The sequence below is a fragment of the Streptomyces changchenzhani genome, from assembly GCF_039766235.1.
Classification (GTDB): Bacteria; Actinomycetota; Actinomycetes; order Streptomycetales; family Streptomycetaceae; genus Streptomyces.
In genome coordinates, this window is record NZ_JBDHNH010000002.1 from 52305 (window position 1) to 73519 (window position 21215).

General features: G+C 70.7%; 18 protein-coding genes. 5 read left to right on the forward strand and 13 right to left on the reverse strand.

The window, feature by feature from the left end:
- Positions 1-77: 77 nt before the first annotated feature.
- The 3 genes from smc to ABCR94_RS08455 form a co-directional block, all read right to left on the reverse strand.
- Positions 78-3686 (reverse strand): chromosome segregation protein SMC, encoded by a 3609-nt coding sequence (gene smc / locus ABCR94_RS08445; RefSeq protein WP_347118567.1) that lies wholly within the window; start codon positions 3684-3686, stop codon positions 78-80.
- 214 nt (positions 3687-3900) lie between these two features.
- The gene (locus tag ABCR94_RS08450; RefSeq protein ID WP_347118568.1) at positions 3901-4116 is read right to left on the reverse strand and encodes a hypothetical protein; all 216 of its coding nucleotides are present in this window, start codon (positions 4114-4116) and stop codon (positions 3901-3903) included.
- A gap of 371 nt (positions 4117-4487) precedes the next feature.
- A complete protein-coding gene (locus ABCR94_RS08455) occupies positions 4488-4769 on the reverse strand; it encodes an acylphosphatase (protein WP_347118569.1) in 282 nt (93 codons plus the stop codon).
- 151 nt (positions 4770-4920) lie between these two features.
- Here ABCR94_RS08455 and ABCR94_RS08460 point away from each other — a divergent pair, with 151 nt between their 5' ends.
- The gene (locus ABCR94_RS08460) at positions 4921-5862 is read left to right on the forward strand and encodes a CAP domain-containing protein (protein ID WP_347118570.1); all 942 of its coding nucleotides are present in this window, start codon (positions 4921-4923) and stop codon (positions 5860-5862) included.
- Positions 5863-6021: 159 nt separating this feature from the next.
- On the opposite strand, the gene mutM is transcribed toward ABCR94_RS08460, so the two are convergent.
- From mutM to fakA, 9 genes are all read right to left on the reverse strand, one after another.
- Positions 6022-6891, reverse strand: coding sequence for a bifunctional DNA-formamidopyrimidine glycosylase/DNA-(apurinic or apyrimidinic site) lyase (gene mutM, locus ABCR94_RS08465; protein ID WP_347118571.1), 870 nt, complete (start codon positions 6889-6891; stop codon positions 6022-6024).
- Positions 6892-7000: 109 nt separating this feature from the next.
- Positions 7001-7861, reverse strand: coding sequence for a ribonuclease III (rnc, locus tag ABCR94_RS08470; protein ID WP_347118573.1), 861 nt, complete (start codon positions 7859-7861; stop codon positions 7001-7003).
- A gap of 7 nt (positions 7862-7868) precedes the next feature.
- Entirely contained in the window at positions 7869-8042 is a 174-nt protein-coding gene (gene rpmF / locus ABCR94_RS08475) for a 50S ribosomal protein L32 (RefSeq protein WP_003965982.1), read from the reverse strand.
- A 2-nt stretch (positions 8043-8044) separates the two neighbouring features.
- A complete protein-coding gene (locus ABCR94_RS08480; RefSeq protein WP_347119116.1) occupies positions 8045-8689 on the reverse strand; it encodes a YceD family protein in 645 nt (214 codons plus the stop codon).
- Between the two features lie 143 nt (positions 8690-8832).
- Positions 8833-9942, reverse strand: a complete 1110-nt coding sequence (locus tag ABCR94_RS08485; protein ID WP_347118574.1) for a F0F1 ATP synthase subunit B — start codon at positions 9940-9942, stop codon at positions 8833-8835.
- A gap of 140 nt (positions 9943-10082) precedes the next feature.
- Complete coding sequence (gene coaD / locus ABCR94_RS08490; protein WP_347119117.1) at positions 10083-10562, reverse strand: pantetheine-phosphate adenylyltransferase; 480 nt, start codon at positions 10560-10562, stop codon at positions 10083-10085.
- A 26-nt stretch (positions 10563-10588) separates the two neighbouring features.
- Complete coding sequence (gene rsmD, locus ABCR94_RS08495; RefSeq protein ID WP_347118575.1) at positions 10589-11173, reverse strand: 16S rRNA (guanine(966)-N(2))-methyltransferase RsmD; 585 nt, start codon at positions 11171-11173, stop codon at positions 10589-10591.
- A 184-nt stretch (positions 11174-11357) separates the two neighbouring features.
- Positions 11358-13529, reverse strand: a complete 2172-nt coding sequence (gene recG, locus ABCR94_RS08500) for an ATP-dependent DNA helicase RecG (protein ID WP_521976726.1) — start codon at positions 13527-13529, stop codon at positions 11358-11360.
- Positions 13530-13874: 345 nt separating this feature from the next.
- Entirely contained in the window at positions 13875-15530 is a 1656-nt protein-coding gene (fakA, locus tag ABCR94_RS08505) for a fatty acid kinase ATP-binding subunit FakA (RefSeq protein WP_347118576.1), read from the reverse strand.
- 253 nt (positions 15531-15783) lie between these two features.
- Between fakA and rpmB the strand changes: the two genes are divergently transcribed.
- From rpmB to ABCR94_RS08525, 4 genes are all read left to right on the forward strand, one after another.
- A complete protein-coding gene (gene rpmB / locus ABCR94_RS08510) occupies positions 15784-15969 on the forward strand; it encodes a 50S ribosomal protein L28 (RefSeq protein WP_078877327.1) in 186 nt (61 codons plus the stop codon).
- 117 nt (positions 15970-16086) lie between these two features.
- Entirely contained in the window at positions 16087-16884 is a 798-nt protein-coding gene (locus ABCR94_RS08515; RefSeq protein WP_347118577.1) for an AfsR/SARP family transcriptional regulator, read from the forward strand.
- Positions 16766-19156: an ATP-binding protein gene (locus ABCR94_RS08520; protein ID WP_347118578.1), complete on the forward strand. Its 2391-nt coding sequence runs from the start codon at positions 16766-16768 to the stop codon at positions 19154-19156. Before ABCR94_RS08515 ends, ABCR94_RS08520 begins: the two co-directional genes overlap by 119 nt.
- Before the next feature lie 34 nt (positions 19157-19190).
- The gene (locus ABCR94_RS08525; RefSeq protein ID WP_347118579.1) at positions 19191-20432 is read left to right on the forward strand and encodes an FAD-dependent monooxygenase; all 1242 of its coding nucleotides are present in this window, start codon (positions 19191-19193) and stop codon (positions 20430-20432) included.
- Here ABCR94_RS08525 and thiD read toward each other — a convergent pair.
- Positions 20410-21213: a bifunctional hydroxymethylpyrimidine kinase/phosphomethylpyrimidine kinase gene (gene thiD, locus ABCR94_RS08530; RefSeq protein ID WP_347118580.1), complete on the reverse strand. Its 804-nt coding sequence runs from the start codon at positions 21211-21213 to the stop codon at positions 20410-20412. The two genes, ABCR94_RS08525 and thiD, sit on opposite strands and share 23 nt — an antisense overlap.
- Between the last annotated feature and the right edge of the window lie 2 nt (positions 21214-21215).

The window sequence follows — 21215 nt, forward strand, 5'->3', positions numbered from 1 at the left end:
GTTTCGAAGAGGGAAGGGGGGTCTCTCCGAGAGACATGCCACAGTGAGGCGACTTGTGTTCAAGTTATGAAGAGTCATTAGCGGAGTCGCTGACTGATGACCTTGGAGACGCCGTCCCCCTGCATGGAGACCCCGTACAGCGCGTCGGCCACCTCCATCGTCCGCTTCTGGTGAGTGATCACGATCAGCTGGGAACTCTCCTGGAGCTCCTCCATGATCCGGATCAGCCGCTGCAGATTGGTGTCGTCGAGCGCCGCCTCGACCTCGTCCATCACATAGAACGGGCTCGGCCTGGCCTTGAAGATCGCCACCAGCATCCCAATGGCCGTCAGGGAACGCTCGCCGCCCGAGAGCAGCGACAGCCGCTTGACCCTCTTGCCCGGCGGCCGTGCCTCGACGTCCACGCCCGTGGTCAGCATGTTGTCGGGATCCGTCAGGATCAGCCGCCCCTCCCCGCCCGGGAAGAGCCGCGAGAACACCCCTTCGAACTCCCGCGCCGTATCCCGGAAAGCCTCGCTGAAGACCTGCTCGACCCGCTCGTCGACCTCCTTGATCACCTGCATCAAGTCGGTCCGGGTCTTCTTCAGGTCTTCAAGCTGCTCGGAGAGGAAGTTGTGCCGCTCCTCCAGCGCGGCGAACTCCTCAAGAGCCAGCGGGTTCACCTTCCCGAGCTGCTGATACGCCCGTTCGGCGGCCCTGAGCCGCTTCTCCTGCTCGGCCCGGTCGAAGGGCCTCGGCAGGTTGCGCGGGTCCTGCGGATCCTCGGGCAGTTCCTCGTTCTCGGCGGGGGGCGACGGCGGTACGGCCTGATCGGGCCCGTACTCCGCGACCAGTCCTGCCGGTTCCACACCCAGTTCCTCCAGGGCCTTGGACTCCAGCTGCTCGATGCGCAGCCTCTTCTCCGCCCCGAGTACCTCGCCGCGGTGGACCGAATCAGTCAACTTGTCGAGCTCGCCCTTGAGTTCCCGGCCCCGGCCGCGCTCCGCCACCAGATCCCGCTCACGCTCGGCCTTGGCGCCCTCGGCCGCGGTGCGCTCTTCGTCGGCCCGTACGAGCGACACCTCGACGTGTGCGAGGAGCTGACGGGCGCCGGCCGCGACGGCTGCCGCGACCTGCGCCTCGTGCCGCAGCCTGGCGCGCCGCTGCTCGGCGCGCGCCCGCGCCTCACGCTCCGCGCGCGCCCCCCGGTCGAGCGAGTCCGCCCGTCCCGCGAGGGCCTTGACCCGCTCCTCGTGCGTACGGACCTGGAGCCTGGCCTCCATCTCGGTCTGCCGTGCGTTGGCGCCGTCGGCGGCCAGCCGGTCCCGTACGGCGGTGTCCGGTTCCTCCTCGGTCCCCTCAGCGGTCTCCTCGGCGACCAGCAGTCGCTCGGCCAGCTCCTCGGCCTCCTCGGCCGCCCGCTCCAGCGCGTCCTGGGCCTTCGCGGCTGCGGCGGCGGACCGCTCCGCCTCCCCCGCGGCGCCCCGGGCCTGGCCCGCGAGGCCGCCCAACTGCTGGGCGACCGCCGACTTCTCCCGGTCGGCGGCCCTGCGCCGCTCCCCCAGCTCCTCGACCAGCGCGACGCACCCGGTACGCCGCTCCGCCGCCCGCTGCTGCGCCCCGGCCAGCTCCTCGCACCGCACCGCCAGCTCCGCCAGCTCGGCGGCGGCCTCGTCGACCGATGCCTGTACTTCGATGAGGCTCGGCGCTCCCGCGGACCCACCGTGCGCGAAGTGGGCGCCCAGCACATCGCCCTCGGCCGTCACGGCGGTCAGCTCGGGCCGGCCCGCGATCAGGTCCTCGGCGTCCTCCAGCGTGCCGACGACCACCATGTCCCGCAGCAGCCGCCGCACGCCGCTCATCAGCCCCTCGGGGCCGCGCACCAGGTCGGCCGCCCGGGGCGGACCACTGTCGGATGCCCCCTCTGGGCCACGCGCGGAGGACCCTGCCGCATCCGGGAAACCGCCGGGCTCTCCCTCGTACGCCCGCACGGCGCCCGGCAGCAGCGCCGCGCGCCCCGCGTCCTGCTTGCGCAGCAGCCGGATGGCTTCGGCCGCCGTCGCCGGGTCCGTCACCGCGATGGCGTCGGCCGCCGCGCCGAGCGCGGCGGCGACGGGGACCTCGAAGCCCGGGGCCACCGTGAGCAGTTCGGCGGCCGGGCCCACCAGGCCCGCCAGCCGGTCGCGTGCGCCGAGCAGCGCCCCCGTGCCGTCCTTGCGGCGCAGCCCGAGGGCGAGCGCGTCGTGCCGGGCGGACGTGGCGGCCCGGCTGCGCTCGGCGGAGGTCGCGGCCTCCCTGGCGGCGGTGAGCGCGGCCTCCGCGTCCGCGAGGCCCCGCTTCGCGCTGTCGTGCCGCTCGGCCAGCTCGGCGTCGCCCGCGTCCAGCCCGTCGACCTCCGCCTTGAGCTGCTCGTACTCCTGCTGCGCCGCGCCCGCCCGGTCCTGGGCGGCGTCCCGCGCGGCGGCCAGCCGGTCGATCTCCGCCTGGGCCGAACCGGCCCTGCCACGAGCCGCGTTGACCTGCCCGCCCAGCCGGGCCAGTCCCTCGCGCCGGTCGGCGATGGCGCGCGCCGCGTCCTTGATCCGGCGCTCCTCGGCTGCCAACTCCCGCTCCAGCTCGGCGCGGTGCTCGACGGTGTCCTCAAGCGCCCGCTGCGCCGACTCCAGCGCGGCCTCCAGTTCCGCCTCCTGCTCACGGACCCTGGCCGCCTCGCGCTCCATGTCCTCGGGATCACGTCCGCGCCGCTCGTCCTCGGGCAGCGCGCTCGCGCTCTTCACCCTGGCGTCGGCGAGCGAGATCGTGCCGCGCACCCGCTCGGCCAGCTGCGACAGCTCGTACCAGGTCTGCTGCGCGCGCAGCAGCCGCGGCGCGAGACGCCGTACCTCGTCCTCCAGCTCCGCCTCGCGCCCCAGCGCGGCCTTCAGTTGTGCCTCGGCCGCGTCCTTGCGCTCCTTGAGCGCGGCCTCGTCGGCGATCTCGGTGCTGAGTGCGGAGCGCAGCCCGACCAGGTCGGCGGCGAGGAGCCGCAGCCGGGAGTCGCGCAGATCGGCCTGGATGACGGCGGCCCGTCGCGCCACCGCGGCCTGTCGGCCCAACGGCTTGAGCTGGCGGCGCAGTTCATCGGTCAGGTCCTGCACACGCGAGAGATTGATCTGCATCGCGTCCAGCTTCCGCAGCGCCTTCTCTTTGCGCTTGCGGTGCTTGAGTACTCCCGCGGCCTCCTCGATGAAAGCCCGGCGCCCCATCGGATCGGCGTGCAGTACGGAGTCGAGCTGGCCCTGCCCGACGATGACATGCATCTCGCGCCCGATACCGGAGTCGGAGAGCAACTCCTGGATATCGAGCAGCCTGCACGTATCGCCATTAATCTGATATTCACTGCCACCGTTGCGGAACATGATCCGCGTAATGGTGACTTCGGCGTAGTCGATGGGCAGCGCGCCGTCGCTGTTGTCGATGGTGAGCGAGACCTCCGCGCGGCCGAGCGCCGGGCGCCCGGTCGTACCGGCGAAGATGACGTCCTCCATCTTGCCGCCGCGCAGCGACTTGGCCCCCTGCTCCCCCATGACCCAGGACAGTGCGTCCACCACATTGGACTTGCCCGAGCCATTGGGGCCGACGACACAGGTGATACCTGGCTCGAACCGCAGAGTTGTGGCCGATGCGAAGGATTTGAAACCGCGGAGGGTCATGGCCTTGAGATGCACGCCGCCGGACTCTACCTCTCACTGTCGGTTTCGCCCATTAAGGTGCAGGGCACATCAGACGGTAAGGGAAGGGTGTCACGGACGGGGCGAAAAGAAGGAAGGGACGCCGAAGCGTCCCTTTGTAATACCTTGCTGGTGGATCTTGAGTAGATCTTGATACCGAGATCCCAAGCGGCCGAACGAACAGCCTGACAGGCCCTTTTACGGGCCTTGGTCAGGTGAGCGCAGGCTCCGCCTGGGGTACGTCGATGTCGATGCTGTCGAGCAGCGAATCTCCGCGGTGCTGAGCGGCGGCGCTGAGCGTGTCGTTCTCGTCCTGAATCCGGTTGAGCTCGGACTCAAGATCCTGGACACGCTGCTGAAGCCGTCGCATCTCGGCGAGGAGTCGCGGGTCGGAACCGCCGACGTAACCGAGAAGCGCCTTTGCCATGATGGATGGTCCTCCACATTGAGTGACCGACCGAAGCTGTGGTGGGTCGTGAGGGAATCGCACCCGCGGTGCTTGTCATCTCTGTCGTTCTCAATGCCAAACAGCTAAGGTGCGCGGGGATTCCAGAGTCTCACCAAAAAGTTTGACGGTCAACACGATCACGCGCCGTATCAACGGGCGACCCGGGGGTGTGCTGCCGCAGAACGCGCGGCGCCACCTCTACTGCGGGGCCCTGGGGGCGGGTAGATCATCCGTACTCGGGCAGCTTTCCACGACAGGCCTTTCTTGGCAACCACCAGGCCGTTTCTGTCTCGGGCAGCTGCCGGCGGGCACCCCCGGCGTACGCCGGGGGTGCCGCCCGAGAAGGTCGGTCAGCGGATCGCGAAGCCGGTGTATCCGCCGCGCAGCGTGCTCCAGATCTCGGTCACTCCGTCCACCCGGCCGGGAGTGTCGTCCGAGCCGAGCCACTGGAGCAGGCGGTGGCAATTCTCACTCGGGCCCTCAGCGACCACCTGCACCCGCCCATCGTCCAGATTGAGGGCGAAGCCGGTGAGGCCGCCGATCTCCAAAGCGTTTGCCCTGGTGAACCAGCGGAAGCCCACTCCCTGTACACGGCCGCGTACCCAAGCGGTGAGGCGGACATCTTCGTTCATGCCTGCACGCTAACCGGCCAATTGCCCATGAGGCACTTCGCCCCCACCCGTCATGGCGTACAGTCCCGACCCAATGAGCCTCATCCTTTCGGATGATTCATGTTTAAGTTTGTTTTCGATCTTTACGTCGAGCACGAGGAAGGCACGCCAGATGGGACGCCATCGACGCTCCGCCGCCGGCCCCGCCGCGGCGGACCACGCGGACGACCGGACAGGCAGCCACCGGGGCGGCGCACGCCGCAAGAGGCAGGCGGCGCCCGTACGGACCGGGCTGCTCGGCGTCTCCGCGGCCGTGGCCATGGGCGCCGTCGCGGTGGCCTCTGGGCTGCTGCCCGGCGGTGACAACTTCTCGCTGGACGGCGGCAACGGCTCGGGCGAGCGGGTCCGCGCCAACGGCCCGGCCGACCTCGACGCGCAGGGCGGCAGCAGCGCGGAGCCCACGGGCCGGGCCTCGGTGCCCGCCGACCGCTCCGAGCGGGCGCACGCGCCGTCGAAGTCCCCGTCGCCCAAGCCCCCCAAGCCCTCCGCCACCCCTTCCGAGCGGGAGACGGTGGCCGACAGCAAGACGAAGAAGCCCGCCGACCAGAAGGGCAGGGCGGACAAGAGCGACAAGAGCCGTAAGCCGGCCCGCAGCGAGTCCACCCCGCCCCGTACGCCCCCGGCGACAGACAGCGGCAGCGACTCCGGGGCCGGGAAGCCCGCCGGCTCCGGCTCGACGGCGACCGCCGAGGCCGCCGTGCTGACCCTGGTGAACAAGGAGCGGGTGAAGGCCGGCTGCACCCCGGTACGGTCCAACCAGCTGCTGGCCAAGCTGGCCGGGGACTTCAGCCAGGACATGGCCGCCCGTGGCTTCTTCGACCACACCGACCCGGACGGGGCGACCCCCTGGGACCGCGCCGACAAGGCGGGTATCGACGATCTGGGCGGCGAGAACATCGCCCGCGGCCAGGCCGACGCCCGGTCGGTGATGGATGCCTGGATGAAGAGCAAAGGCCACCGCGCGAACATTTTGAACTGCGACTACAAGACCCTGGGCGTCGGTGTGCATATCGCCGAAGGCGGCCCCTGGTGGACTCAGGACTTCGGTTTCTGATCCCCTGGTGATCCCCTGGTGATCGCCTTGCGATCCGCTTGTGATCCGCTTGTGATCGCCCCGCGCGACAGCGCAAATGCCCCCGCCGAACCCGACGGGGGCATTTGCTTTTGTGTACGGGCCACTCACATACCGGTGGCGTGCACCGGCCGGCGGCGCTCAGATCCTGACGGCGCCCGCGCGCGGCGGGCGCTGACAGCGCGGGCAGAAGTAGCTGGAGCGGTTCATCCAGGGGCGCCGGCGCATCGCCGTACCGCAGCGGCGGCAGGGCTCGTCCTCGCGCCCGTACGCGTCCAGCGACCGGTCGAAGTAACCGGACTCGCCGTTCACATTGACGTAGAGACTGTCGAAGCTGGTGCCGCCGACAGCGAGGGCCGCGTTCATCACGTCCCGCGCATGACCGAGGAGCTCGGCCGACAGGGGGCGGGTGAGGGTCGCGGTGGGGCGCTCGTAGTGCAGCCGCGCGCGCCACAGTGCCTCGTCCGCGTAGATGTTGCCGACGCCGCTGATCAGCGACTGGTCAAGGAGTGCGCGCTTGATGGTCGTACGGCGCAGGCGCATCGCCGTATGGAACGCCGCGTCGTCGAAGGCCGGGTCCAGTGGGTCGCGTGCGATGTGCGCGATGGCGTCGGGCAGGCCGTCGGGTGTGTTGTCGTGCAGCGAGAGTCCGCCGAAGGTGCGCTGGTCGACAAAGCGCAGCTCGGTGCCCAGCGCGTCGTCGAAGCGGACGCGGATCCGCAGGTGCTTCTCGTCCGTCGCGCCCTGCGGCTGTACGAGCAGCTGACCGCTCATCCCGAGGTGGCCGAGGATCGAGGCGTCGGTGTCCTCCAGCGGCAACCAGAGGTACTTGCCGCGGCGGCGTGCGGCCCCGATGCGGTGCCCCGCGAGGCGGGAGGCGAAGTCCTCGCCGCCCGCGAGATGACGGCGTACGGCACGCGGGTGCAGGACCTGCACCTCGGCGATGGTACGGCCGGTGACCCAGCGTTCCAGCCCGCGGCGTACGACTTCGACCTCGGGAAGCTCGGGCACGGGTCTCCTCCGGGAGGGCGGCCGACGGCGTTGAACGGCCTGAGGGTGGGTGCCCAGGTGCCCCCGACCGGAATCCGGTCGGGGGCACCTGGGTCAAAGGCCTCGGAACTCAGGCAGTGGCCGGGGCCGACGGCTCTGTGTCGTCGGTCGTCGTCGGCGCGGGAGCGACCTTGGCCGCCTCCGCGCGCTCGTCCGCGGCCGCGCTGATCGCGCGCCACGCGGACTCCGCCGCCTGCTGTTCCGCTTCCTTCTTGCTGCGGCCGGTGCCGGTGCCGTACGAGACACCACCGACGCGGGCAGCAGCGGTGAAGGTTTTTTCGTGGTCCGGTCCAGTCTCCGTGACCAGGTACTCGGGAACTCCGAGCCCTTCGGTCGCAGTCAATTCCTGGAGACTCGTCTTCCAGTCCAGGCCGGCGCCCAGGCTCGAAGACTTCTCGATCAGCGGATCGAAGAGCCGGTGCACCAGATCCGATGCAGTGCCCAGACCTTGATCGAGATAGACCGCGCCGATCACCGCTTCAAGGGTGTCGGCCAGGATGGATGCCTTGTCCCTGCCACCCGTGCCCTCTTCGCCCCGGCCGAGCCGGATGAAGGAGCCGAGTTCCAGGCCGCGGCCCACCTCAGCAAGCGCACGAGAATTGACCACAGCGGCCCGCAGTTTGGCCAATTGGCCTTCCGGCAGGTCGGGATGGGTCCGGTACAGCGTGTCCGTGACCACCAGACCGAGCACGGAGTCCCCGAGGAACTCCAGTCGCTCGTTGGTGGGCAGACCGCCATTCTCGTACGCGTACGAACGGTGGGTCAGCGCACGCACCAGAAGGGCGGACTCGAGCTGATAGCCGAGCCGCCCTTCCAGAAGCGTGTGGGACGAGGCTGTGTTCTCCGCCGGCTTCTTGGCGTTTTCCGCCTTGGTGGCGGTTTCCGCCTTGGCGTCATCCGCCGTTTTGTGGCTAGACACAGTGCCTCTCACCAGCCGCTCAGACCTCGAGGACCTGGCGCTTGTTATAAGTGCCGCAGCTCGGGCACGCAATGTGCTGAAGCTTCGGCTCCTGGCAACGCTCACACGAAACCAGGGTGGGGACCGCAGCCTTCCACTGCGACCGGCGGTGGCGCGTGTTGCTGCGCGACATCTTCCGCTTCGGAACAGCCACGGCTACTTCTCCTGCTTCTCGTCGACGCCCGACTCGGCGGCGCCGCCAATGTTGTCCTTCTCGCCGTCCTGGATGGTCCCGGCGAGTCCCTGCAGTGCCGCCCAACGGATGTCGACGGCGTCATGGTTGTGATCGGGATTCTCGTCCAGCCTGATTCCACACTGGGAACACAGGCCAGCACATTCCTCCCGGCACACCGGCTGCATCGGCAGTGCGAGCACTACCGCATCACGCAGCACGGACTCGAGGTCGAACAAGCCGTCCTCAAGGTGAAGTGTGTCCTCGTCGTCCTCGGCGTCGTCGGCCGGTTCCGCCTTTTTCGAGCGGCCACGGTCGTCGGCGTCAGGGTACGAGAACATCTCCTGGTAATCCGCTGCAACCCTGAGCTCCAGCGGCTCCAGACACCTTACGCACTCCCCCACGGCCGTTGAACGGGAGGTGCCTGTGACAAGCACCCCGTCCATGACGGATTCGAGGCGGAGCTTGAGATTGATCTGTGCGCCCTCGGGCACACCGATCACCCCTTCGATACCGAAGTCCTTGGGGGCTGCTACCGCGCGGGTCAGCCGCTGCAGCGCACCGGGACGCCGGCCCAGCTCGTGTGTGTCGAACACGAGAGGGTTGCGGTGGTCTAGGCGGGCGTTCAGAGCTGTCCTGCTTTCGGATCGCGGTGGTGGGCTGCCATGCCGCGGAACACGATTCGGGCAGCCAGGATCGCGGACGTACTCGCGACCGAACAACCAGGATACTGGACGCTTCCGCCAGGACCCAATCCGGTCCCGGACGCCCTCTAGCGCCCCTGCTCGTACTCGCGCAGCTGGTCGAGATTGATCATGCTCGTGTCGAACAGGCTGGTCTCGTCGAGCGCGCTCTGGGGCTGCTGTTGCTGGGGCTGCTGCTCGGCGGCCTGCGGCTGCCCGTAGCCCTGCTGGTCGTAGCCCTGCTGCTCGTACCCGTGGTCGTAGCCCTGCTGCTGGTACGCGTAGGGATCTTGTTGCTGCTGGGGCTGCTGGTACGCGTACGGGTCCTGCGGCTGCTGCTGGTACGCGTAGGGATCCTGCGGCTGCTGGGGCTGCTGCTGGTACGTGTACGGGTCGTACGGCTGCTGCGCGGGGACCTGGGGCTGCTCCGGCGGCGGCGCGGGGGCGTGGGCCTGCTGCGGGATCGCCTGCGCGGCCTGCGGCTCGGCGAGGTCGGCCAGGAAGTCCGAGTCGCTGCTGTGCTGCGGCCCCGCACCGTCCTGGGCCGCCATGTGCAGGCCGAGCTCGTCCGAGGCGACCTGCCCGTGCAGCTTCTGCCGACCGCGGCCGACCGCCTCAAGGGTCTTGGACAGGACGGCCTGGAACGCGCCGATCTTGGTGTCGACGTATTCGTCCGCGCGCTGCCGCAGAGTCTCCGGGTCGTGGCTGCGCTCCGGCGCCTCCTCGTCGGCGTACCCCTGCTCGTCGAGTCCTGGGCCCCGGCCGAGCAGCTTCTCTCGGCCGCGGTCGACGGATCCGAGGGTCTTGGTGAGGACGACCTCGAAGTTCGCGAGCTTGGAGTCGACGTACTCGTCGGCCTCCACGCGGATTTCATCGGCCTCGCGGCGGGCGTCCGCGAGAATCCGGTCCGCCTCGTCCTGGGAGCGCCGGGCGACTTCGGTGTCGGAGATCAGGGAGCCGCGCTGGGCGTGCGCGGACTCGATGATCCGCTCGGCCTCCTGGCGAGCCTGCTCGGCGAGCTGCTCCCGGCCACCGATCAGCTCCTGGGCCTGGGCGAGCGAACCCGGCAGGGCCTCACGCACCTCTTCGAGCATCGAGAGCAGGTCGGCGCGGTTGACCACGCACGAGGCCGACATGGGCATGGACCGGGCGTTCCCGATCGCCTCGACAATCTCATCGAGCTTCTTCTGCACGTCCACCGCGAGCTCGCCACCTGTTCTTTCGGCCGGGGGTCCGGGGGTCTTCTCGCAGCGGCGCCCAGCGCCTGCCTGGAGACGGACGGGACGACTGTACGGCCAGTCGGTGTCCGACCGACACCGGGTGACGGACCGTCAGCCGGTCACTTCCCGCCGAGGCGTTCGGTGAGCGCCTCGTGGACCACCTCGGGAAGCAGGTGGGAGACGTCGCCGCCCCAGGCCGCGACCTCCTTGACCAGTGAGGAGGAGAGGAAGCTGTAGGTGGGGTTGGTCGGCACGAACAGGGTCTCTACTCCCGAGAGGCCGTTGTTCATCTGCGCCATCTGCAGCTCGTAGTCGAAGTCGCTGACCGCGCGCAGGCCCTTGACGATGGCCGGAATGTCACGCTGCTTGCAGAAGTCGACGAGCAGCCCGTGGTGGGACTCCACCTCGACGTTGCCGTAGTCGACGGTGACCTGCCGGATCAGATCGATCCGCTCCTCGACGCTGAACAGGCTCTTCTTGCCCTGGTTGATCATCACCGCGACGTGTACGACGTCGTACAGCTTGGAGGCGCGGCCAATGATGTCGAGGTGTCCGTTGGTGATCGGGTCGAATGACCCGGGACAGACGGCGCGGCGCATCTGTACTCCCTCGCTCTCCGGTCCGGTCATCGTGCGTCTTCGCACGCGGCGGCGGCGCGACCGTACCAAAACGTCGCCTCGCCGTAGCGACGGGCCCGCAGTGGCTCAAATCCCTTGGGCCACTTGAACTCGCCGCCTCTGGTGCTGCGCTCCACGGTGACGAGGGCATCGTCCGTGAGCCACCCCTGGGTGCGGAGTGTGAGCAGGATCTCGCGAAGATCGCCATCGGTGACGGCGAACGGCGGGTCCAGGAACACCACGTCGTACGGGATCTCCGGCGCCGCACCTGTGACGATCTGCTCCGCTTTGCCCGCCCTGACCTCGGCGCCGGGCAGACCCAGCGCCCGGACGTTCTCCCGGACTGTGCGAACGGACGTGCTGTCCGCCTCGACCAGCAGGGCGTGCGCGGCGCCGCGGGAGAGTGCCTCCAGGCCGATGGCGCCCGAGCCCGCGTACAGGTCGGCGATCCTGATGCCGGCCAGGGAGCCGAGGAGCGACTCCCAGGTGGAGAACATGCCCTCGCGCGCACGGTCGGATGTGGGGCGGGTGCCGTTGCCCGGCGGAACGGCCAGGCGGCGTCCGCCGGCCGTGCCGGCGATCACGCGGGTCATGGGTGTCGGGCCTCGGATCGGGTGTCGGGGACGGAGGGGCTGCTGCTCCCACCCACGATATGGCGTCGCTCGGGATCGGTCCCGGCCGGGACCGGTGACCCTGGCTCCTGCTGCGCCGCAAGCCGCCCGTGGACCGTACGTGAGCCGTACGTCGTCCCTTGCTCGTCCCCGGCTCATCCCCTGCTCAGCCCTTGTCGAGGTACCGCTCCCGTTCCTCGTCGAGGAGCGCGTCCAGGGCCGTGCGCAGCTCGGGGAGCCGTTCGAGGTCGGGGTCGTCGGCGACCACCAGGACGGCCTCCTCGCGGGCCGCCACGATGACCTCCTCGTCGTCGATGACGGTGAGCATCCGGAGCGAGGACCTGACACCGGACTGGGCCTGGCCGAGCACATCGCCCTCGCGCCGCTGTTCGAGGTCGATACGGGAGAGCTCGAAGCCGTCGAGGGTGGCGGCCACGGCAGCGAGGCGGGCGCGGGCCGGGCTCGCCTCGTGCATCTCGCTGACCAGCAGGCACAGCCCGGCGGCCGAGCCACGGCCGACCCGGCCGCGCAGCTGGTGCAGCTGCGATACGCCGAAGCGGTCGGCGTCCATGATCACCATGGCGGTGGCGTTGGGAACATTGACGCCGACCTCGATGACGGTGGTGGCGACCAGGACGTCCACCTCGCCGGCCGAGAAGCGGCGCATCACGTCGTCCTTGTCGTCGGGCGCCATCCGCCCGTGCAGGACTTCGATGCGCAGGCCCTTGAGCGGACCGGCCGCGATCTGCTCGGCGATCTCCACGACCGCGAGCGGCGGTCGCTTCTCGGGGTCCTCGTCGTGGGACTTCGCCTCTCCGAGCTGCTTCCCCGCGGGCTTCTTCTTGGCGGCCTTGGGGTCGTCGTCACCGTCGCCGATGCGGGGGCAGACGACGTACGCCTGGTGGCCGTTCTCCACTTCCTCGCGCACCCGCTCCCACGCGCGGGCGAGGAAGTGCGGCTTGTCCTTGGCCGGCACGACATGGGTGGCGATCGGCAGCCGGCCGGCCGGGAGCTGGTCGAGGACCGAGGTCTCCAGATCGCCGAAGACCGTCATCGCGACCGTCCGCGGGATGGGGGTCGCCGTCATCACCAGCAGGTGCGGGGGCTGCTTGCCCTTGGAGCGCAGGGCGTCGCGCTGCTCGACCCCGAACCGGTGCTGCTCGTCGACCACGACCAGGCCCAGGTCCTGGAACTGCACCTTGTCCTCGATCAGCGCATGCGTGCCGATCACGATGCCTGCCTCACCGGTGACCAGGTCGAGGAGGGCCCGGCGGCGGGCGGGCACGCCCATGGAGCCGGTGAGCAGCACCACTTTCGTGCCGAGCTCCGCGCCACCGAGCATGCCGCCCTCGGCGAGCTCGCCCATCATCTCGGTGATGGAACGGTGATGCTGCTGGGCGAGCACCTCGGTGGGCGCGAGCATCGCGGCCTGGCCGCCCGCGTCGACCACGGTGAGCATCGCGCGCAGAGCCACCATTGTCTTCCCGGAGCCGACCTCGCCCTGGAGCAGCCGGTGCATGGGGTGCTCGGTGGCGAGGTCGTCGAAGATCTCCTTCGTGACGGTGAGCTGGCCCTCGGTGAGGGTGAAGGGCAACTTGGCGTCGAAGGCGTCGAGGAGGCCGCCGGGGGTGGGTGTGCGGGCGACCGCGGGCAGTTGGTTCTCGGCGAGGCGGCGGCGGGCGAGGGCGACCTGGAGGACGAACGCCTCATCCCATTTGAGGCGGTCCCGTGCCTCGGCGATGTCCGTCTTGGTGCGCGGCCGGTGGACCTTGCGGAAGGCGTCGGGCAGTCCGGTCAGTCCGCGTCCCTCGCGGAGCGCGGGCGGCAGCGGGTCGCCGACCTGCTGCCAGCCAGTGGCCTCCATCGAGTCCAGGACCAGGTCGACCGTCTTGGCGATCTTCCAGGATTCCATCTGGGCGCAGGCCGGGTAGAGCGGGATCAGCTGGTTCGCCCAGACCTCGGCGGCGTCGTCACCGCTGTCCTTGCCGAGCATTTCGTACGCCGGGTGGGAGAGCTGACGGATGTTGCGGAACATGCCGACCTTGCCGGAGAACATGCCTCGGCTGCCGGGCAGCAGCTCCTTCTGGTGGTGGTAGATCGACTTGCCGAAGAAGACCAGCTGGAGCCGTCCGCTGCCGTCGGTGAGGGTCACCTCCAGCCGCTGGCCCTTGCCGTTGTTGAACCGCAGGACGCGGGCGTCGGCGACCTGGGCGAGCACGGTGGCGTGCTCGTCGAGCGGCAGGTCGGCGAGCTGGGTCAGCTCGCCGCGCTCGGCGTACCGCCGCGGGTAGTGATGCAGCAGGTCACCGACCGTGTGCAGGTCGAGGTGCTCGGCCATCACCTTCGCGGTGGTGCCGCCGAGCGTCTTCTTGAGTGGTTCGTCGAGCGCGGGCACGAAATCAATTGGACACTATGGCTCTGACAATCGGCGGCCACCCCGCTCCCGGAATCCGGGAGCACAGACGTCAGCAAAGCGCTCTATGTGCGGCATGCTGTGCGGCATCGGGCAGGGCTCGCCCGCCATGAGCCCGCATCGGCGGGCGAGTGAGAAGCCACCGCGTTCACGCACAGGCGAAGTCACTGCACACCACTGCACTGGGGCGTGGGGTCTGGGGTCGACAGGTGTGCCCGAAGCGGCCGGGAACAGGGCCCGCAGTACCGGGGGCCCTGTTCCCGGCCGCTCTCATTCGACGCCGATCAGGAGTGGCGACGAGTGTCTGCCGCCCTCGTACGTCACGGTGTCGACGGCCAGGTGGGATTCACGTACATGGGCTTCCAACTGCTCGGCGAGGTCGGGCCGGGTCGCTTCGCCGAGGATCAGGGTGACCATCTCGCCGCCCGCCGCCAGCATCCGGTCCAGCACCGTGCGGGCCGTCGTGGTCAGGTCGGCGCCGATCATGACCACGTCGCCGTCGATCAGGCCCAGCACGTCGCCTGCCTGGCAGATGCCCGCCATCGTCCAGGACTGCCGCTCGGCGACGGCCACTTCGCCGTAGCGGGTGGCGCCGGCCGCCGATGTCATCGCCACGACGTCCTCGTCAAAGCGGCGGTCGGGCTCATGGACGGCGAGGGCCGCGATGCCCTGGACCGCGGCCCGGGTGGGGATGAGCGCGACCCGTACCCCTTCGGCACGGACCTGCTCCGCGGCGGCGGCCGCGGTGTGGCGCAGCTCCGCGTCGTTCGGCAGCAGGACCACCTCGCGCGCGTGGGCACGGCGGATCGCCTCAACCAGCTCGCCGCTCGCGGGCGGCTCCCCGGGGCGCGCGAGCACCGTGGTCGCGCCGGCCTGGGCGCACAGGTTCGCGAGCCCCTCCCCCGGGACGACCGCGACAACCGCGCGCTGGGCGCGCTCGCGGGGCGGAGCCGCCCGGTCGGCAGCGAAGTGGGTGATGCGGATGCGGTACGGGCGGCCCGCCTCGACGCCCGCCTCCACGGCGGCGCCCGCGTCGTCCACGTGCACATGGACGTTCCACAGGCCGTCGCCGCCGACGACGACGAGGGAGTCGCCGAGGGGGTCGAGCCGGGTCCGTAGCCGGGCGACCGCCGCGTCGTCCGCCTCCAGGAGGTAGATCACTTCGAAGGCGGGGCCGCCGTCCGCCGGGAAGTCCGCGGGGTCGGCCGGGTCCGTGGGACAGCCGTCGGCCACGAACGCGTGCGCGGGCTGTTTGCGCGCGGTGACCGCCTCGCCCGAGACCACCTCGACCAGTACGCCGAGCAGGATCACCAGTCCCTGGCCGCCCGCGTCGACGACTCCGGCGCGGCTCAGCACGGCCAGTTGCCCGGGGGTCGCGTCCAGTGCCTTGCGCGCCCCCTCGTACGCCGCACGCGCCACCACCGCTGTGCCGCCCACCGAGTTCTCCCCGGCGGTGGCCGCGGCCGCGGCCACGGTCAGGACGGTGCCCTCCACGGGGTGCGCGACCGCCTGGTACGCCGCTTCGGAGGCCCTGCGCAGCGCGCGGCGCAGCACATCGGCCCGCATGACCGGCACCCCTTCGGCGGGAACCTCTTCGGACAGCACCTGCTCCATGCCGCGCAGCAGCTGCGCCAGGATCGTCCCCGAGTTGCCCCGCGCCCCGATCAGCGCGCCATGGGCCATCGCCCGCATCGCGTCGGCGAGGGCCGGGACCGAGGTGGCGCCGGTGACCGTCTCGTGGGCGGTGAAGACCGCTTCCACCGCCTGGGCCGCGGATTCCACGGTCAGATAGAGATTGGTGCCGGTGTCTCCGTCCGCGACCGGATAGACATTGATCGCGTCGATCTCCTCGCGGGCCCTGCCCAGGGCTTCCAGCGCCAGTGAGCACCAGGTGCGCACCGCGACGGCGTCGAGGTTCTGCGGCACCTGGCGTCCTCCTTGAGAGCGGTTGCACCGCAGGGTAGACCCGTAACGAGCCCGGTCAGGGCCGGGGGCCGGGACGGGGGCCGGGACGGGGGCCGGGAGAGCCATGGTAGTTTCGTTGCACGGGAGCAGCCGATGTATGCTGCTCCGGTTGCCCGATGAGAATCGGGACTTTTCCCCGGCTACGCCACTCGAATCTTCGATCCCGGCATGCCGGGATCCATTGTAAGAGCACCTGAAGTCTTTGGAGTGACCCGTGGCTGCCAACTGCGACGTCTGCGGCAAGGGGCCGGGCTTCGGCAATAGTATTTCGCACTCGCACCGCCGTACGTCTCGTCGCTGGAATCCCAACATCCAGCGTGTGCGTGCAGTGGTCGGTCGGACGCCGAAGCGGCTCAACGTCTGCACTTCGTGCATCAAGGCCGGCAAGGTCTCGCGCTGACGTAACGCCAAGCGCGGCCACCTAGCTGGTTGCTTAAGAACCGGTCCATCCTTGTGATGGGCCGGTTTTTTACGCCCACTCCCCCGGGCGCCCCCGGTGAACTGCCAGAATCGGCGCGTGCGCTTCGGAATCCTGGGTCCTCTCGACATACGTTCCGACCTCGACATACGTTCCGCCGACGCGGACAGCGAAGGCTCGGACAGCAGGGGCGCCGCGCTCGACCCCGGCGGCCCGCGCCCGCGTGCCCTTCTCGCCCTGCTGCTTCTCGACGTGGGCCGGGTGGTGGGCACCGACCGGCTGACCGACGGTCTGTACGGCGGAGAGCCGCCGGCCGGCGCCGCCAACGCGCTCCAGTCCCAGGTGTCCCGGCTGCGCAGGCGCCTCGGCGTGCGCATCGAGTCGCTGCCCGCCGGTTACCGCCTGGTCGCGGACCCCGAGGACGTCGATGTCCACCGCTTCGAGCGGCTCTCCCGCGAAGGACGCCGGGCCCTGACGGCGGGCGATCACCGGCGGGCGGCCGAGCTGCTGCGTGAAGCGCTCGGGCTTTGGCGGGGTCCCGCGCTGGCGGATCTGGGCTCCGTGCCGTTCGCGCAGGCGCAGGCCGTCCGGCTCGACGAGCTGCGGCTGGCCGCCCTCCAGGACCGCACCGAGGCTGACCTCGCGCTGGGCGGCGGCCCCGAGCTGGTGCCCGAGCTGCGCGAGCTCATCGCCGTACACCCCTTGCGGGAGCGGCTGTACGGGCAGCTGATGCGGGCCCTGCACGCGGCGGGACGCCCGGCCGAGGCACTCATCGTCTATGAGGACGCCCGCTGCACGCTCTCCGACGAGCTGGGGCGCCGACCCCTCCCCCGAGCTGTCCGCGCTCCATCTGGAGCTGCTGCGCGGCCAGTCCGCGCCACCGGCGGCCGCCCGTGATGTCCCCGCGCAGCTCACCAGTTTTGTGGGGCGTACGCAGGAGCTGGAGCGGCTCGGCCCGCTGCTGTCGGCCGGGCGGCTGGTGACCCTGACCGGGCCCGGCGGGGCCGGTAAGACGCGGCTCGCGGTCGAGGCGGCCGGGCGGTGGGCGGGGGCGGTCTGTTACGTCGAGCTGGCGCCGCTGGCCGATGCCGCGCAGCTGCCGTACGCCGTGCTGGGTGCGCTGGGGGTGCGGGAGAGCGGCTTCCAGGATCGGGCAGGTGCTGCCACGGAGCGGATGTTGTCCGCGCTCGAAGGACGTGAGCTGCTGCTTCTGCTCGACAACTGTGAGCATGTCGTCGAGGGCACGGCCCGGCTCGTGGGGCTGCTGCTCGGGGCCTGTCCCGGCGTACGGGTGCTGGCGACGAGCCGTGAGGCGCTGGGCATCACCGGCGAGGCCCTGTGCCCGCTGCCGCCGCTCGCACCCGACGGTGCCGTCGCCCTGTTCTTCGACCGGGCGGCGGCCGTACGCCCCGGGTTCGGCGGGGGCGGCGGCCGCGAGGAGCACGCGCGCGTGGAGCGCATCTGTGCGGCGCTGGACGGGCTGCCGCTCGCCATCGAACTGGCGGCGGCCCGACTGCGTACGCTCACGCTCGACGAGATCGCGGCCCGTCTCGACGACCGCTTCCGGCTGCTGTCGCGCGGGGACCGCACCAAGGCGCCGCGCCACCGGACCCTGCGCGCGGTCGTGGAGTGGAGCTGGGAGCTGCTCGACGAGGAGGAGCGGCTGCTGGCGCGGCGGCTGACGGTGTTCCGCGGGGGCGCGACGCTGGACGCGGTCGAGCGGGTCTGCGGTGTCGCGGGCGCCGAGGACGTGCTGGCCTCGCTCGTCGAGAAGTCCTTCGTGGAGGTGACGGACGGGCGCTACCGGATGCTGGACACCATCCGGGCCTTCTGCGCCGAGTGGCCGACCGGGGAGGAGACCGCGCCGGACGCGGCGCACGCCGCGTATTTCCTGGAACTGGCGGAGACCGCCGAGCCCTTCCTGCGCGGTGGGGCGCAACTGGCCTGGCTGGCGCGGCTCGACGCCGAGCACACCAATCTCCTCGCGGCCCTGCGGCACGGCGACCGGTCCACCGCCCTGCGCCTGCTGGCCCTGATGTCCTGGTACGTACGCCTGCGCGGCCGGCAGGGGGAGCTGGCGCCGCTCGCCGTCGAACTGCTGGCCGCGGTGGGCCCGCAGGCTCCCGAAGGGCTCATCGAGGAGTACGTCCTGTGCCTGATCCACACCATCACCGGGCAGGGGGATCCGGGTGAACCGGCTCTGATCGAGCACGTGGACGCTCTCATGGCCGCTCCCGGGCTGAAGCTGAGGCTGCCGTTCACGCTCGTTCTGTGGTCGCTGGCGAGCGGCCCGCAGCGCGGCAACGAGGAACAGTTGCGCAGGCTGCGGCCCGATGATCCGTGGACGCTGGCGATGTACCGCATGGGAGGCGGCTTCCAGGAATTGTTCGCCGGCCGGCCTGCCGCGTCGGAGAGCGCCTTCACCGAGGCTGTGGAGGGCTTTCGCGCGACCGGTGACCGCTGGGGCACGGCCAACTGCCTTGATCCGTTGGCGATGTTCGCGCACTGGCGGGGCGACACCGGGCGCGCGCTGGCGCTGGTCGACGAGGCACTCGTACTCGTGCGGGAACTGGCGGCGCCCGAGGAGACCGCCGATCTGCTGCTGCGCAGGGCGGCGATCCAGCTGCACGCGGGCCGGTCGGCCGAGGCCGTCGAACTGTTCACGCGCTCCGCCGACCTCGCCCGGGGCGCCGGTGTCCCCGACAAGGTCGCGGGCGCCCGGCGCGGGCTTGGCGACGCGGCCCGTCTCGCCGGTGACACGCCGCGCGCGCGTGAGCACTACGAGGCGGCGCTCGAAATGTGCGCGGCGACCTGGTTCAGCATCGGCGAGACCTTGCGGATCTTCATCGGGCTCGGCCGCACCGCAGCGGCCGACGGCCACCCGGACGAGGCCCGCGAGTGGTTCGGGCAGGCCAGGGATCTCGCGGTGGAGCAGCCCGAGGACCTCGCCCTCGCCGATGTGGCGGAGGCCTGGGCCGAGGTGGCCGACCCCGAGGGCGCCGCCGAACTGCTCGGCGCCGCCGAGGCGTTGCGCGGCGTGGCGCTCGCCGGTGACCCCGATGTCGTGCGGGTCCGGGAAGCGGCCAGGTCGCAGCTCTCCCCGGCGGCGTACAAGGCGGCGTACGAGCGTGGTCGCGCCCTGCGGTCAGCGGCGGTCAGCGAACGGTAGGAGGACGGTAAGGGGGCCCCGCGAATCTCATGGCATGACGAAGCAGAGCGACACCACACACAGCGACACCACGCAGAGCGACACCACACAGCGGCTCGCCCACCTCAGCGTCCTCATCTCCGGTGCCAGCGTCGCCGGCCCCGCACTCGCCCTCCAGCTCTCGAAGTACGGCGCGAACGTCACCGTCGTCGAGAAGGCCCCCGCCCTGCGCAAGGGCGGCTTCGCCGTCGACTTCCGCGGCCGGGCGCACCGTACGGCGCTCCAGCGCCTGGGCATCCGGGACGAGGTCCACGCCCGCCAGACCCACATGGGCCGCCAGAGCGTCGTCGACGCGGACGGGAGCGCGCGGGTGGACCTGCCCGCCGCGTTCATGAGCGGCGACGTCGAGATCTTCCGCGGTGATCTCTCCGAGATCCTTTACGAGCGCACCAAGGACCGCGTCGAGTACGTCTTCGGGGACTCCATCGCCACGCTGACCGAGGACGCCGACGGGGTCGACGTCACGTTCGGCCGGGGCGCCCCGCGCCGCTTCGACCTCGTCGTCGGAGCCGACGGTCTGCACTCCCACACCCGGCGTCTGACCTTCGGCGACAAGGGACACCACCTGCGCCATCTCGGTTACTACGTCGCGGGCTTCGACCTGCCCAACCACCTGGGCCTGGACCGGACCGCCCGGCTCTACAGCGAGCCGGGCAGAATGGCGGCCCTCTCCAACTACGACGGCGACCCGGAGCGGGCCGGTGCGATGCTGGTCTTCGCGTCGGAGCGGCTGGACTACGACCGGCACGACATCGCCGCGCAGAAGAAGCTCCTCGCGGAGCGGTTCGCGGACATGGGCTGGGAGACGCCGACGATCCTCGCGGCGCTCGAAGCGACGGACGGTCTGTACTTCGACGCGATCGCGCAGGTCCACGTCGAGCGGCTGTCCAAGGGCCGGGTGGTGCTGCTCGGTGACGCGGGTTACGGCGCGACGATGGGCGGCATGGGCACCGGCTCCGCCATCGTCTGCGCGTATGTCCTGGCCGGTGAACTGGCCCTTGTCGGAGGCGACCACAGGGTGGCGTTCGCCGCGTACGAGGCGGAGGTCGGTGACTTCGCCAAGGGCTGCCAGAAGACGGCGGAGAACGCGGGTCCGTTCCTGGCGCCGCCCACCGAGAAGCACGTCCGCCGGCGCGACCGTGCCTACCGGATGCTGAGCTCGCGGCTGCTCGCCGGGGTCTTCAAGAGGCTCACGGAGAAGGCCGCGTCGGCGATCACGCTGAAGGACTATTCCTGAGCCGCCAGCCGTGGTCGACCGGGCCGATGCCGCCGCCGAGCGCGAAGCCGGCGGCGATCGCCTCGGTCACGTACTCCTTGGCGGCCCGCACCGCCTGCGGCACATCGAGGCCCTTCGCGAGACCCGAAGCGATGGCCGACGCGAGGGTGCACCCCGTGCCGTGCGTGTGCCGGTTGTCGTGCCGGGGCGCGCGCAGCCAGTGTTCGACGGCGCCGTCCGTCAGCAGATCCACCGCGTCGCCCGTCAGGTGGCCGCCCTTGATGAGCGCCCAGCGCGGTCCGAACGCGAGCAGCGCGTCGGCCGCCCGCCGCAGGTCGGTCTCCGACTCCACCCGGACGCCGGTGAGCTGGGCCACCTCGTCGAGGTTGGGCGTCGCGACGGTCGCGGTGGGCAGGAGCTTGGTGCGTACGGCGTCGAGCGCGGAGTCGGCGAGCAGCGCGTCCCCGTGCTTGGAGACGCCCACCGGGTCGACGACCACCGGGGCGTCCGTGCCGGCCAGCAGCTCCGCGACGGTTTCGACGAGTGCGGCCGATGACAGCATCCCGGTCTTCACGGCCTGCACGCCGATGTCGTCGACGACGCTGCGGTACTGGGCGCGTACGGCGTCCACCGGCAGGTCCCAGACGCCCTGCACGCCCAGCGAGTTCTGCGCGGTCACCGCGGTGAGCACGCTCATGCCGTGCACACCGAGGGCGAGCATCGTCTTGAGGTCGGCCTGGATGCCGGCACCGCCGCCGGAGTCGGACCCGGCGACGGTGAGCACACAAGGAAGTATTCGCATAC